A 14,222-nucleotide genomic window follows, 5' to 3' on the forward strand; every position below is an offset into this window, starting at 1 on the left:
CGCACGGTAGGAGTCGTGAGCGAGAAACACACGGTCGGCGTGGTCGCCAGACTGGTCGGAGTGAGCGTGCGCACCCTGCACCACTACGACGAGATCGGTCTGGTGACCCCGTCCGACCGCACCCCCGGTGGGTACCGCAGCTATTCGGACGCCGACGTGGAACGTCTGCACCGCGTACTGACGTACCGCGAACTGGGATTCCCCCTCGAGGAAATCGCAGCCCTCCTCGACGACCCGGACGTCGATGCCCTCGCGCATCTGCGGCGACAGCACGCGTTGCTGAACGAACGGATCGATCGCTTGCACGAGATGGCTGCAGCCGTGGAGAAGATGATGGAGGCGAAAAGCATGGGCATTCAACTCACCCCCGAAGAGCAGAACGAAATCTTCGGCGACAACTGGCCGGGCGAGGAGTACGCGGCCGAGGCCGAGGAGCGGTGGGGCGACACCGACGCGTGGAAGCAGTCCCAGCAGCGCACCGCGAAGATGAGCAAGGACGACTGGAAACGCATCAAGGCCGAGGGCGACGCGTTCGAAACCGCACTCGCACAGGCGATGACCGACGGCGTCGAACCCGGATCCGACCGGGCCGACGCACTCGCCGAGCAGCACCGCGCCGGCATCGAACGGTTCTACGACTGCGATCACGCGATGCAGGTGAACCTCGCCGAGATGTACCTCGCCGACGACCGCTTCCGCAGGCACTACGACGACGTCGCCCCGGGCCTGGCTCAGTACGTGCGGGACGTCATCGTCGCGAATGCGGAGAAGCAGTAGCACTATCCTGAGACGCATGTCCGATTCGCAGCGTCCCAGTCCCAGTCAGTACGTCGGGTATCTGTTCGGGCGGACGCTGCCGGATTCGATGCAGGACTGGGTCCGTAACGACCTCGTCGGGCCGGGCGCCTCGGTGCGGTACGTGCTCCGTTTCATGCTTCCCGTTGCCGCGGTGCTGGCCTTGTTTCTCCTCATCCCCGGTCCGATCTGGATTCCGCTGGCGATGATGGCCCTGCTGCTGCTCCCGTTGCTCTACTTTGCGGTCGCTCTGATGAACATCTACCGTCGCCACCGTCTGCTCAGCCACGGCCTCGATCCGGACCTGGTCGGCGAGAAAGCGCAGCGCCGCGCCGACCGCACGCGCGAGGACTACGAACGCCGCCACGGCCGCACCGAGGACCCGTAAGCGCAGGGTGACGCATCACACCGCCTCTGCGGAGTGATGCAGCGCACGTGAACGATCGATAAGTAATGCGTTAAAGTGGCGAACGTCCGAGTGGGTACTCCCACGAACCGCGTACCCCACAGGGTGCAGCGCAGGTTCCGACAGCCTCGACGGGAAGAGCAGTCATAGATGACAGTCACAGATTCGGCGGTCACGCCCGATATTCACACGACGGCGGGAAAGCTCGCCGACCTGCGTAATCGTCAGGCCGAGGCGCAGCACCCGAGCGGTGAAGCCGCGGCCCTGAAGGTGCACGCCAAGGGCAAACTCACCGCCCGCGAACGCATCACCGCCCTGCTGGACGAGGGCTCCTTCGTCGAACTCGACGCCCTCGCCCGNCACCGCAGCGTGAACTTCGGCCTCGCCGACAACCGCCCCGTCGGCGANGGCGTCGTCACCGGCTACGGCACCGTCGACGGCCGCGACGTGTGCGTNTTCTCCCAGGACGCCACCGTCTTCGGCGGCTCCCTCGGCGAAATCTACGGCGAAAAAATCGTCAAGGTCATGGACCTCGCCCTCAAAACCGGGCGCCCCCTGATCGGCATCAACGAAGGCGCCGGCGCCCGCATCCAGGAAGGCGTCGTCTCCCTCGGCCTCTACGGCGAAATCTTCCACCGCAACGTCCAGGCCTCCGGCGTCATCCCCCAGATCTCGCTGATCATGGGCCCCGCCGCCGGCGGCCACGTCTACTCCCCCGCCCTNACCGACTTCGTCGTCATGGTCGACCAGACCTCCCAGATGTTCGTCACCGGCCCCGACGTCATCAAGACCGTCACCGGCGAAGACGTCACCATGGAAGANNTGGGNGGCGCGCACACCCACATGGTCAAGTCCGGCGTCGCCCACTACGTCGCCTCCGGCGAACAGGACGCCCTCGACTACGTCAAGGACCTGCTCTCCTACCTGCCCTCCAACAATCAGGCCGCCGCCCCCCGGATGCTGCCCACCGACCCGATCACCGGATCACTCGAGGACTCCCTCACCGCCGAGGACCTCGAACTCGACACCCTGATCCCGGACTCGGCGAACCAGCCCTACGACATGCACGAGGTCATCCGCCGCATCCTCGACGACGACGAATTCCTCGAGGTCCAGGCCGAACGCGCCGGCAACATCGTCGTCGGCTTCGGCCGCGTCGACGGCCGCTCCGTNGGGATCGTCGCGAACCAGCCCACCGTCTTCGCCGGCTGCCTCGACATCGACGCCTCCGAAAAAGCCGCCCGCTTCGTGCGCACCTGCGACGCGTTCAACGTCCCGATCATCACCCTCGTCGACGTCCCGGGGTTCCTGCCCGGCACCGACCAGGAATACAACGGCATCATCCGCCGCGGCGCGAAACTGCTCTACGCCTACGGNGAGGCCACCGTCGGCAAGATCACCGTCATCACCCGCAAGGCCTACGGCGGCGCCTACGACGTGATGGGCTCCAAGCACATGGGCGCCGACGTCAACCTGGCCTGGCCCACCGCCCAGATCGCCGTNATGGGCGCCTCCGGCGCCGTCGGGTTCGTCTACCGCAAACGNCTGCTCGAGGCCGCCAAGAACGGNGACGACGTCGACGCNCTGCGTTTGCAACTGCAGCAGGAATACGAGGACACCCTCGTCAACCCGTACGTCGCCGCCGAACGCGGCTACGTCGACGCCGTCATCCCCCCGTCCCACACCCGCGGACAGATCGTGGCCGCCCTGCGCCTGCTCGAACGCAAGATGGTCACCCTCCCGCCCAAGAAGCATGGGAACATCCCGCTATGAGTGTCGGCGAATCATTGGACAGAGTGACGGATCTCCCCGAGGACGACATGCGCACCGAGACCAAGTCGGATGCGGCGTCGCCGGTCAACGGGTCCGCAGCCACGACGCTCCCGAACGGCGCGGCCACCGACCTGCCTGCCGACGTGGACGGTGCGGCCGGTCCGGCCCGCGAGACGTTCCTGAAGGTGGTCAAGGGGTCCCCGTCCGACGGGGAGATCGCGGCACTCGTCGCGGTGCTGTCCGCGGTCGCCGCCGCAGGCAGTGGTGATCCGGATTCGGGTGTCCCGCCCGAGTCCTGGGGCGCCCCCACCCGGATGCACCGGAGCATCGCCCCGTTCTCGCCGTACGCGTTCCCGAACGTGTCGGCGTACCGGCGTTGATCCGGGCCTCGTGACGTCCTTCGTTCTCGCCTCGGCGTCCCCGGCGCGGCTGGCTGTGCTGCGGAGCGCCGGGGTGGAACCGGTGGTGCGAGTCTCCGGGGTCGACGAGGACGCCCTCATCGCGGCACTCGGTGCCGCCGCCGCTCCCGAGCACGTCGTCACCGAATTGGCCCGCGCCAAGGCGAAGGATGTCCTCCCCGTTCTCGCACGGGACGGGATTTCGGATGCCGTGATCGTGGGATGCGACTCCATGCTGCTGATCGACGGCGCCCTGCAGGGCAAACCCGGGACCGTCGACGTCGCGCGCGAGCGCTGGTCGTCGATGGCCGGCCGTAGCGCGACCCTGCTCACCGGGCACAGCGTTCTGCGGATCACCGAGGGCGCGGTGGTGGGTGACGCACACGACCACAGCGCCACCGTGGTCCATTTCGCGAGCCCACCGGACGCCGATCTGGAGGCCTACCTGGCGACCGGGGAACCTCTCCAGGTCGCGGGTGCGTTCACCCTCGACAGCCTCGGCGGGTGGTTCGTGGACCGCATCGAGGGCGACCCGTCCAGCGTGATCGGGATCGGTCTGCCCCTCGTCCGGAGGTTGCTCGCGGACGTCGGCGTCGGCGTCGCCGAGTTGTGGGCGACGTCAGGCCGCGGCGACTGACCCGTCGTCGACAGGCTGGTTCCGGCGCGGCAGGGTCAGCGACGCCACCCCGATGGCCGCGGCGACCGCCGCGATGATCCAGAGGATGCGGCGTTCCGCCTGCAGGAACGCCTCGCCCGCCGCACTGCGGGTCGAATCCCTGGCCGCGACCACCGCGGAGTCGGCGATCTGCTGCTGGGCCTCGCCGAGCGGGGTTCCTCCCGATACCGGTGAACGGCACTCGTCGGGCACCTTCATCGGGGACGTGGACCCGAGCTGTTCCGACGCGCACCGCACGAACGTCTCCTCCGCGCGCGGGATCAGCCCCGGCGGCACCCCGACCTCGGCGAGCTGAGCGGTCAGCGCCGGCCGCTCGGCCTGCACCGCGTCCGCCGACTGCGTCGCGACGAGGTTGAAGAACACCACCCCGATCACCGCGAGCCCGATCGAACTGCCCACCTGCTGAACCGTCGGCAGCAGCCCGGAGACCGAACCCGCGTTCTCCGGTCGCACGGTCGCGAGGATCGCCGTCTGGAGCGGCGCCACGAACAATCCGAGCCCGGCTCCCCCGATGAACAGGGGCCCGGCCAGCGCCGACCACCTCGGATCGGTGCCCTCGTGCTGCAGTTGCGCCGCCAGCACGACGAGGGAGCCCGCGAAGAGCGCCATCCCCGACGGCAGGACGAGGTTGCCGATGCGCCGGTAGACGGCGGCGGAGGCCAGCGCCGCGAGACCGGTGCCGAGTGCCCACGGCAGCGTCATCATCCCGGCCCGCAGCGGTGAGAACCCGAACCCGAACTGCAGGGTGAGGGAGATGGTGAAGATCAGTGACGTGAGCGTGCCGAAGAACACGAACGCGATGGCCGCGCCCAGCGAGAACGCGCGGTCGGTGAACAACTCCAGGCGCAGGACCGGGTCGCCGCCGCGGCGCCCGAGCCGCCACTCGTAGACCACGAAGGCGATCAACACCGGAACCGAGCACAGCAGCATCACCACGATCGACGTCGGCCAACCACGTTCGCGTCCTTCCGCGAGCGGAAAGATCAGAAGGAACAGCCCGACTGCCGACAGCACGGCGCCGCCCACGTCGAGTTGGCGAACACCGTCCGGCTTCGCGTCGACGAGGTAGAAGTAGCCGAGGACCAGGGCCGCGAGACCGAGCGGGAGGTTGACGAAGAAGATGAGCCGCCAGCCCCAGCCGAAGAGGTCCCACTGGATGAGAAGTCCGCCGACGAGCGGGCCACAGATCGTGGCGAGCCCGATGGTCGCGCCGTAGATCCCGAACACCCGCGGGTGGGCCCGTTTCGGGAAGAGGCCCGAGATGATGGCGAACGTCTGAGCCGACATCGACCCCGCCGCCAGGCCCTGCAGCGCCCGCGACACGACGAGAGCGGTCGGCGTCTGGGCGAGCCCGCAGAGCAGTGAGGCGACAACGAAGGCGGCCAATGCGGTGAGGAAGACGCGCCGCCGGCCGAGGAGATCACCCAGTCGCGCCGCTGTGATCAGCGAACACGCGAAGGACAGGGTGTAGACGCTCACCATCAGCAACTGCGCCGACACCGAGGCGCCGAGGTCGACCGCGATGCTCGGCAGCGCGACGTTGACGATGGTCGCGTCCAGGAGTTGCATGAACACGGCGGCGAGACTGGTGGCCAAACCCAGCCAAGGGACCCACCGACCGAGTTCGCCCCGATAGAGTGCGTCACGCTGCGTCACAGGCATCCGGACAGGCTAGCGGTTCGAACCTCACGGGTTGCTGTGAGGTTGTTCCGAAGTTGCTGGATATTACGCGAAGAACTTGCAGCGTAGAACCCCTTTGCCCGACACTTGACTAAACTGGAACCGGCCTGTAATCAGTCTCATACTTCTTTACCTCTCGCGGTAAGGCACTCGGTGCCGCATCCTCTTGCGAGAAGGCCGTGCCACACCCGACCGATCTCGCAACCTCGATTCGACACCAGGAGCCGCTCGATGGACTTGAACTTGATCACCCACTGGAAGCCGGAACCTGGGCGGGTCGTCGAGTGGAAAGTCACGGACGCGAGTGCACGTGCGGCCGCCGAAGCTCCGGTGGATCCGGCACTGCCGACGACGATGCAGGAGCGGCACCTGCGGCGGGCCCGGCTGGCGGCGAACAACGGCGAAACCCAGTCGCCGTGGATCGGCATCGCGTTCGACTTCCCGGGCAGGCTCGACCGCGCGGCGATGACCCGGACCCTCGAGCGCTACGTCCTGCGGCACGACACGCTGCACAGCTGGTTCTCGTTCGCGGACGCGGACGCGGACCCCACGGACACCGGCAACGCGGTCCGGCGGCACGTCGTGCCCGCCGGCGCCATCGCGCTCACGGCACACGAGGGCGAGACGCTCACCACCCCCGAACAGGTCCGTGACCACATCGCCGCGCGCTTCGCGAACGACACGAGCGCGCTGGCCTGGCCCGCGTTCGTCTTCGGTGTTGTGGAGCACTACGACGCCGAGACCGCAGGGACCGAGGACAGCTTCACCCTGTTCCACGCCGTCGATCACGCGCACACCGACATGCAGTCGATGATTCTCACGTTCGCCGAGACGCGGATCATCTACCAGGCCGAACTCGACGGCACCGCGCCCGAACTTCCCGATCCGGGGAGCTACGTGGAATACAGCAGGCAGGAACGGGAGAAGGCGGCGACGCTGACACTCGCGTCCCCCGAGGTGCACGGCTGGATCGGTCACCTCACCCGCAACGGGGGCAGCTTTCCGAGCTTTCCGCTCGACCTCGGGGCGTCCGACGCGCCCAAGCCGGCCATCGGCAGCCGATTCGACCTCGCCGACGCCGACGAGTGCGAGCGGTTCGGCGCCGTGTGCAAGGCACACGGTTCCAACTTCATCGGCGGGGTGTTCGCGGCCCTCGCCATCACCGAACACGAACTGGTCGGACGCGACCGCTACATGGCGCTCTCCCCCGTCACCACCCGCAACGACCCGCAGTTCTACTGGTCCCAGGGGTGGTTCATCAATCTCATTCCGGTCGGATTCGCCCTCGAGGAGGCCACGACGTTCACCGGGCTCGCCGGGCGCGCGCAGGACGCCTACCGTTCGGGCAAGGCTCTCGGTGAGGTGTCCGTGCAGCAGGTGATCGACACCGTTCTCGCCGAGGCCGGCCCCGCGGCGACGTCGCAGCACACCACGCTCGCGCCGCCGCCGATCGTGTCGTACATCGATGGGCGACGGTTGCCGCAGACCGAGAGTTTCGTGTCGACCCGCGCGACCGGCATCGTCGGCGGCAAAGCCACCCAGATCGCGTCGATCTGGATCAACCGCGTTTTCGAGGGCACGTGGATGGCCATCTCGCATCCGGACACGGAGGAGGCGCACCGGTCGGTGACCGCGTATGCCGAACGGTTGTCGGCGATCATGAAAACCGTGGCCCGCGAAGGCGATTACACGGTGACGCCGTTCACGCCGGCGGCCGCGGAATCCGCGACTGCCACAGGGGTGGAGTAGTGCACGTCACGTCGATCGACCGGTACATGCTCGAACCCGGCCTGGTGACGGAATGGTCCGTCGCGCCGGGCGAGGTGTCGGCCTCGGCGGTGCCGCCGTCGTACAACCAGCAGTTCCATCTCGACACGGCGCGCACGCACGGGGTCGGCCGAAGCGTCTGGATGGCAGCGGCTTTCGACCTCCCCGGCCGGCTCGACCGGAACGCGCTCGCGCAGGCGCTGGTGCATTTCATCCGGCGTCACGACACGCTGCAGACCGGCTTCGATGTGAGCCCGGACGCGATGGCCCGGGTGGATCTCGACCCCGACGACATCACCGTCGTCGCGTCCGAGTCCTCGGTGACGACGTCACCGCACGAACTCCGCGACCATCTGCGGTACCGGTTCACCGAGGCGTGCGATCCGCTGACGTTCCCCGCCTACCTGTTCGCGACCATCGAGCGCGACTCGCACTACACCGTGGTCAGTGCGTTCGATCACACACTCGTCGACGGGTATTCGCTCGTCATCGCGCTGGGCGAACTCCGGCAGATCTATCAGCGAATCATCGGGCTCGGCCGCTCAGGTGTGCTCACCGAGGCGGCGCTGACGGAGGAACTCGGTGATCCGGGGAGCTTCCTGCGGTACTGCGAACTCGAGGCGGAGGCGCCGGTCACCGAGATCGGCGACCCCCGGGTGCGTGAATGGGCCCGCTTCTACCAGCGCTGCGGCGGCACCGCGCCCAGTTTTCCGCTCGATCTGGGTGTCGAGGCAGGCAGGCCCGCCCCGCAGGGTGCCGACGTGCGTCCTCTCCTCGGCGCCGCGGGCACCGACCGGTTCGAGGAGATCTGCCTGGACTCCGGGGGAAGCCTGTTCACGGGGACGCTCACCGCGATGGGTCTGGCCGTGCACTCGATCAACGGCACCGACCGGATGCCGTTGCAGTTTCCGCTGCACATCCGCCAGGACCCGCAGTGGGCCAACGCGATCGGGTGGCTCACGACGAGCGCGCCGCTGACGGTCGAACTGACCCCCGACTGCGACTTCCAGTCCTCGCTTGCGCACACCCACGCCTCGTTCCGCACGGCGCTCACGCTCAAGGGTGTGTCGATGGCTCAGGTGCGGGAGGCGCTCGGTGACGGATATCGCCGGACCCGCACCGATGTGTTCATGGTCTCGTACATCGACTACCGCAAGCTGCCGGGCACCGACGATCACGACGAATTGAACGCCCACCACATCAGCAACGTGACGGTCGCGGACGACGCCCAGTTCTGGATCTCACGCACCCAGCGGGGTCTCGCGCTGCGGTCACGGTTCCCGGAGACGCCGACGGCGCGGCATGCGGTCACGGAGTTCGTGGTACGGCTGCGGGAGATCATGCGCGACATCTGCGAGAACGGTGTCACTCCCATCGCGGAGCTCACCAGTCAGCTGAACCTGGAGGGCACTCCGGTCGTCTGACCGCGGGAGGGCTCGAACAGTTGCCGCCGCATCCCGAAGGCGATCCTGGCCGCTTCGGCCTTGGCCTGCTGTGCGACGTCGCCGAGGAACAACTCGTCGACGCTGGACGTCCACAGCTCGACCCAGCGGTCGAAGTGCCGGCCGGTGAATCCGTGCCTGCCGTGCAGCCCCCGGTGCACGGCACCGACGCTGCCGCGGTAGACGCCGGTGCGCAGCAGGATCGTCTCCCAGAAGTCGCACATGACGGGCAGGTGGTCGTCCAGGCCGATCACGGCGAGCGTCTCGAATGCCGGTTCGAGGACCGGGTCGGCGAAGGCCCGGCCGTAGAAGTGCCGGAGCAGCAGTTCCAGGTCGGCGCGCGTCGTGATGTCGGGCATGGGGCCTCCGTTCGGGTGCGAATCTACGCGCCCGCCCTCACCGTCCTCACCGTGCTCGGAAGGTAAGTGTGAACGCCGGTCGGAAGAACTTCCGGCGTCCGCCTAGAATTGATCCGTCCCCGTCGCATCTGCCCCAGGAGCCCACCCGTGCCCGTAGCGCCAGATCCCACCCAGTCCTTCGCCGAGTACGCCAATCCCGGTCGGCTCGTGTCGACGGAATGGCTGTCCGCGAATCTGGGCACACCCGGCCTCAAGGTCGTGGAGTCGGACGAGGACGTGCTCCTCTACGACGTCGGTCACATTCCCGGCGCCGTCAAGGTCGACTGGCACCTCGACCTCAACGACCCGGTGACGCGTGACTACATCAACGGTGAGCAGTTCGCCGAGCTGATGAGCCGCAAGGGCATCAGCCGCGACGACACCGTCGTGATCTACGGCGACAAGAGCAACTGGTGGGCGGCGTACGCCCTCTGGGTGTTCACGCTGTTCGGACACGAGGACGTCCGTCTCCTCGACGGCGGCCGCGACGCGTGGATCGCCGAGAACCGGGACACCGCGTTCGACGTCCCCGAGACCTCCCCCACCGACTACCCGGTGGTCGAGCGCAACGACGCCCCGATCCGCGCGTTCAAGGACGACGTCCTCGATCACCTCGGCAAGGGGCCGCTGATCGACGTCCGGTCGCCGCAGGAGTACACCGGCGAACGCACCCACATGCCCGACTACCCGGAAGAGGGCGCCCTCCGCGGCGGCCACATCCCGAGCGCGCAGAGCATTCCGTGGGCCAAGGCCGCCGCACCCGACAGCCGGTTCCGTTCGCGCGGTGAACTGAACGAGATCTACGGCGGCGTGTCCGCCGACGACGACATCGTGGCGTACTGCCGGATCGGTGAGCGTTCCAGCCACACCTGGTTCGTCCTCACCCACCTGCTCGGTTATCCCAACGTCCGCAACTACGACGGTTCGTGGACGGAATGGGGCAACATGGTTCGCGTTCCGATCGTCAGGGGTGAAGAGCCGGGAGACGTTCCCGGCGCAACGTCATGACCGCACTACCCGATTCGCTCGCCGAGATCGTCGACGACTTCGCCGCCGTCGACGGCTCGGACAAGCTGCAGCTGCTGCTCGAGTTCAGCCGCGAACTGGCACCCCTGCCTGCCGAACTCGAGCAGGACGCGATGGAACCGGTGCCCGAGTGCCAGTCGCCGCTGTTCCTGTCGGTCGACGACTCCGATCCGGAGCATGTGCGACTGCACTTCAGCGCGCCCGCGGAGGCACCGACGACGCGGGGTTTCGCATCGATCCTGCACCAGGGCCTCGATGGGCACAGTGCTGTCACCATCCTCGGCATTCCGGACGATTTCTACTCCGCGCTCGGGCTCGCCGACGCCGTCAGTCCGCTGCGGCTGCGCGGCATGTCGGCGATGCTCGCGCGAATCAAGCGGCATCTTCGCAGCTAGGCAGGGTCTGAACACATACCGATGGAATTCACCGAACTTGCCGACTACCCCGTTCCGGTGGGTGCGCTCACCGAATGGCTGCCGTGCGCCCGCTCGGAGTGGGAGGACGATCCCCGTCCTGCTTCGTACATCCACGAGGCGCATCTACGCCGGTGCGCCGACGCCGACGGTCGCGAATCCTGGCTGGGCACCGCATTCGAGATCCGCGGAACGCTGAACGTCACCGCGTTCCGGACCGCGCTGGAGAAGTGGACCGATCGCCACGAGGTGCTTCGCTCGCACACGACGTTCGACACGGAGACCGAGCGGGTGCGCCGGAGGACCGTGCCGCAGGGCGGGCTGCACGTGGGGGTCGTCAGCCACGGTTACGACGCCGCCGGTGGCGACAACTTCGCGCACCTGCAGCAACTGTTCGACGAGTACGCCTCGCCGCACAGTTGGCCGTCGTACGTCTTCGCGACGCTCGAGACCGTGCAGCGCGACCGGTTCACGGTGTTCTTCGCGGCGGATCACTCGATCATCGACGGGTTCTCCATCGTGCTCGTCGCTCACGAGTTGACCGCGCTGTACGAAGAAGCGCTGTCCGGCCGCACGGCCAACCTGTTCCCCGTCGGCAGCTACATCGACTTCGGCCGCGAGGAGCGCGAGATCTCCACCGCCGCCGACGTCAAACGTGAGGCGCTCGACGTGTGGCGGTCCGCACTCGAGGGGCCGGGACTCCCCGAGTTCCCCCTGGAAGTCGGCCCGCGCACGACGTACGCGCAGCAGAACCTGTCCGCCTGGATACTCGACGCCGATCAGGCCGCGGCGTTCAACTCGGCGTGCCGGGAGGCGGATGTGGGGTTCTTCCCCGGCCTGCTCGCGTGCCTCGGCCTGGCCGGTGCGGAAGTGGCGGGCGATGGCCGCTTCCGGACGGTCACTCCGGTTCACACCCGGCACTCCCCGCAGTGGGCGTCCGCGCTGGGCTGGTTCGTGGGTCTGAGCCCGATCGACTTCGAGGTGACGTCGGACGACTTCGCCTCCGTCGCCCGCGAGGCCGCCGACAGCGTGGCCCGGACGAAACCGATCTCGGTGGTCCCGTTCGACCAGATCGAGAAGGAACTCGACATCCCCATCCGGCCGCGCTTCGTCGTCTCCTACATGGACGTCCGGTTCGTGCCCGAAGCGGGCCGCTGGCACGAACGTAACGCCCGGGCGCTGCGGAGCCGGCAGTACACCCACGACGTGTACGCGTGGATCAATCGCACCCCCCGCGGCGTCAATCTGGCGGTCCGATATCCGGGCAACGACATCGCCGCCGCGAGCGTCCACACGTGGGTCGCGAGCCTCCGCAGGCAACTGGAACAGGTTTCAACCAGCTACCCTTCGGTAGGGTTGCACAGCGTCGGACAGGCCTGACGGCAATATTCGGTCCGGTGGCAACACCGATCGGTTCGGTGCCTAGACTCCGAAGAGATGCCGTAACCCACCGCCGGTGAACACCCCCGGGGACCACCGCGGAGACAGACCACGCGAACCACAGGAGGCTCAGTGCCCAGTCATGCCAGCGCGCACATCACGAAGGTGCTCGTCGCGAACCGCGGTGAGATCGCAGTTCGGGTGATCCGGGCCGCCGCCGACGCCGGCCTGGCCAGCGTCGCCGTCTACGCCGAACCCGACGCCGACGCCCCGTTCGTGCGCCTGGCCGACGAAGCCTTCGCCCTCGGCGGACAGACCTCCGCCGAGTCCTACCTGGTGTTCGACAAAATTTTGGACGCCGCCGCCAAATCCGGGGCCGACGCCATCCACCCCGGCTACGGCTTCCTCTCCGAAAACGCCGACTTCGCGCAGGCCGTGATCGACGCCGGCCTGATCTGGATCGGCCCCTCCCCGCAATCGATCCGCGACCTCGGCGACAAGGTCACCGCCCGCCACATCGCCGAAAAGGCGAAGGCCCCGATGGCCGCCGGCACCAAGGACCCCGTCAAAAACGCCGACGAGGTCGTCGCCTTCGCCAAGGAATACGGCGTCCCCGTCGCCATCAAGGCCGCGTTCGGCGGCGGTGGNCGCGGCATGAAGGTCGCNCACACCATCGAGGAAATCCCCGAACTGTTCGACTCCGCCACCCGCGAGGCCGTCGCCGCGTTCGGCCGCGGCGAATGCTTCGTCGAACAGTATCTGGACAAGGCCCGGCACGTCGAAGCGCAGGTCATCGCCGACCAGCACGGCAACGTCATCGTCGCCGGCACCCGCGACTGCTCCCTGCAACGCCGCTTCCAGAAACTCGTCGAGGAGGCCCCCGCCCCGTTCCTCACCGACGACCAACGTGGTCGCATCCACACCTCCGCGAAGGCCATCTGCCGCGAGGCCGGCTACTACGGCGCCGGCACCGTCGAATACCTCGTCCAGGGCGACACCGTGTCCTTCCTCGAGGTCAACACCCGCCTGCAGGTCGAACACCCCGTCACCGAGGAAACCGCCGGCATCGACCTGGTGCTGCAGCAGTTCAAGATCGCCAACGGCGAGCACCTCGACCTCACCGAGGACCCCACCCCNCGCGGGCACGCCTTCGANTTCCGCATCAACGGGGAGGACGCCGGCCGCGGCTTCCTGCCCGCCCCCGGACCGGTCACCAAGTTCGTGCCCCCCACCGGCCCCGGCGTGCGGATGGACTCCGGCGTCGAAACCGGATCNGTCATCGGCGGCCAGTTCGACTCCATGCTCGCCAAGCTGATCGTCACCGGCGCCACCCGCGACGAGGCCCTCGCCCGGGCCCGCCGCGCCCTCGCCGAATTCCAGGTCGAAGGCCTGGCCACGGTCATCCCGTTCCACCGGGCCATCGTCTCCGACCCCGCCTTCATCGGCGACGGCACCGGCTTCGACGTCTACACCAAGTGGATCGAAACCGAATGGGACAACCAGGTCGAACCGTTCACCGGCGGCGCCCCGCTCGACGACGAAGANANNCTGCCCCGGCAGAACGTCGTCGTCGAGGTCGGCGGCCGCCGCGTCGAGGTGTCGCTGCCCGGCCAGTTCACCCTCGGCACCGGCGGCGCCCCCGCCGGCGCCACCCGNAAGAAGCCCAAGGCCCGCACCCGCGGCGGCGCCCACGGCGGCGCCGCCTCCGGTGACGCCGTCACCGCCCCCATGCAGGGCACCGTCGTCAAGGTCGCCGTCGAAGAAGGCCAGCAAGTCGNNGAGGGCGACCTCATCGCCGTCCTCGAGGCCATGAAGATGGAAAACCCNGTCAACGCCCACAAGGCCGGCACCGTCACCGGCCTCGCCGTCGAACCCGGCTCCGCCATCACCCAGGGCACCGTCCTCGCCGAGCTCAAGTAGCTCCCGTGAGTACTTGTTAACCGCCCGGGGGCTGTTGCGGAATTGAGTGACGGTGGTGTGGCTGTGGTCGGCGTGTTGGGTGGGTCGGCGGAAGGTGCGGCCCGCCCGCCCCGGGCTGCCGGTCAGGTGGTGGCCGGGAGGGTGTTCC

The 14,222-nt window shown here is 68.1% G+C and carries 13 protein-coding genes; 11 read left to right on the forward strand and 2 right to left on the reverse strand.

What is annotated here, in order from left to right; genetic code table 11:
- The first annotated feature begins 15 nt into the window (after window positions 1-15).
- From CA951_RS39580 to CA951_RS39600, 5 genes are all read left to right on the forward strand, one after another.
- A complete protein-coding gene (locus tag CA951_RS39580; protein ID WP_087562055.1) occupies window positions 16-777 on the forward strand; it encodes a MerR family transcriptional regulator in 762 nt (253 codons plus the stop codon).
- Window positions 778-793: 16 nt separating this feature from the next.
- Window positions 794-1,183 (forward strand): DUF5313 family protein, encoded by a 390-nt coding sequence (locus CA951_RS39585; protein WP_087562056.1) that lies wholly within the window; start codon window positions 794-796, stop codon window positions 1,181-1,183.
- A 168-nt stretch (window positions 1,184-1,351) separates the two neighbouring features.
- Window positions 1,352-2,974 carry an acyl-CoA carboxylase subunit beta gene (locus CA951_RS39590; protein ID WP_087562057.1) on the forward strand — a complete coding sequence of 541 codons (1,623 nt, stop codon included), beginning with the start codon at window positions 1,352-1,354 and terminating at the stop codon, window positions 2,972-2,974.
- 23 nt (window positions 2,975-2,997) lie between these two features.
- The gene (locus tag CA951_RS39595) at window positions 2,998-3,354 is read left to right on the forward strand and encodes an acyl-CoA carboxylase epsilon subunit (protein ID WP_087562058.1); all 357 of its coding nucleotides are present in this window, start codon (window positions 2,998-3,000) and stop codon (window positions 3,352-3,354) included.
- Window positions 3,355-3,364: 10 nt separating this feature from the next.
- A complete protein-coding gene (locus tag CA951_RS39600) occupies window positions 3,365-4,009 on the forward strand; it encodes a nucleoside triphosphate pyrophosphatase (RefSeq protein WP_087562059.1) in 645 nt (214 codons plus the stop codon).
- On the opposite strand, the gene CA951_RS39605 is transcribed toward CA951_RS39600, so the two are convergent.
- Window positions 3,992-5,710, reverse strand: a complete 1,719-nt coding sequence (locus CA951_RS39605) for an MFS transporter (RefSeq protein ID WP_087562060.1) — start codon at window positions 5,708-5,710, stop codon at window positions 3,992-3,994. The two genes, CA951_RS39600 and CA951_RS39605, sit on opposite strands and share 18 nt — an antisense overlap.
- A 249-nt stretch (window positions 5,711-5,959) precedes the next feature.
- On the opposite strand from CA951_RS39605, the gene CA951_RS39610 reads away from it, so the two are divergent.
- On the forward strand, window positions 5,960-7,477 hold the full coding sequence (locus CA951_RS39610; protein WP_087562061.1) for a condensation domain-containing protein: 1,518 nt from the start codon (window positions 5,960-5,962) through the stop codon (window positions 7,475-7,477).
- Window positions 7,477-8,919, forward strand: a complete 1,443-nt coding sequence (locus CA951_RS39615; RefSeq protein ID WP_087562062.1) for a condensation domain-containing protein — start codon at window positions 7,477-7,479, stop codon at window positions 8,917-8,919. The genes CA951_RS39610 and CA951_RS39615 overlap by 1 nt, the downstream gene beginning before the upstream one ends.
- On the opposite strand, the gene CA951_RS39620 is transcribed toward CA951_RS39615, so the two are convergent.
- Window positions 8,886-9,296 carry a group III truncated hemoglobin gene (locus tag CA951_RS39620; RefSeq protein WP_087562063.1) on the reverse strand — a complete coding sequence of 137 codons (411 nt, stop codon included), beginning with the start codon at window positions 9,294-9,296 and terminating at the stop codon, window positions 8,886-8,888. The genes CA951_RS39615 and CA951_RS39620 overlap by 34 nt on opposite strands.
- Window positions 9,297-9,443: 147 nt before the next feature.
- Between CA951_RS39620 and CA951_RS39625 the strand changes: the two genes are divergently transcribed.
- The 4 genes from CA951_RS39625 to CA951_RS39640 all read left to right on the forward strand — a co-directional run bounded on the left by CA951_RS39625 (window position 9,444) and on the right by CA951_RS39640 (window position 14,074).
- Window positions 9,444-10,343: a sulfurtransferase gene (locus CA951_RS39625; protein WP_072951493.1), complete on the forward strand. Its 900-nt coding sequence runs from the start codon at window positions 9,444-9,446 to the stop codon at window positions 10,341-10,343.
- The gene (locus CA951_RS39630) at window positions 10,340-10,756 is read left to right on the forward strand and encodes a SufE family protein (protein ID WP_087562064.1); all 417 of its coding nucleotides are present in this window, start codon (window positions 10,340-10,342) and stop codon (window positions 10,754-10,756) included. The genes CA951_RS39625 and CA951_RS39630 overlap by 4 nt, the downstream gene beginning before the upstream one ends.
- A gap of 21 nt (window positions 10,757-10,777) precedes the next feature.
- Window positions 10,778-12,154 carry a condensation domain-containing protein gene (locus CA951_RS39635; RefSeq protein ID WP_087562065.1) on the forward strand — a complete coding sequence of 459 codons (1,377 nt, stop codon included), beginning with the start codon at window positions 10,778-10,780 and terminating at the stop codon, window positions 12,152-12,154.
- Between the two features lie 132 nt (window positions 12,155-12,286).
- A complete protein-coding gene (locus CA951_RS39640; protein WP_087562066.1) occupies window positions 12,287-14,074 on the forward strand; it encodes an acetyl/propionyl/methylcrotonyl-CoA carboxylase subunit alpha in 1,788 nt (595 codons plus the stop codon).
- Window positions 14,075-14,222 lie beyond the last annotated feature (148 nt).

The organism is Rhodococcus sp. NCIMB 12038 (assembly GCF_002165735.1).
In the GTDB taxonomy this organism is placed as follows: domain Bacteria; phylum Actinomycetota; class Actinomycetes; order Mycobacteriales; family Mycobacteriaceae; genus Rhodococcus_F.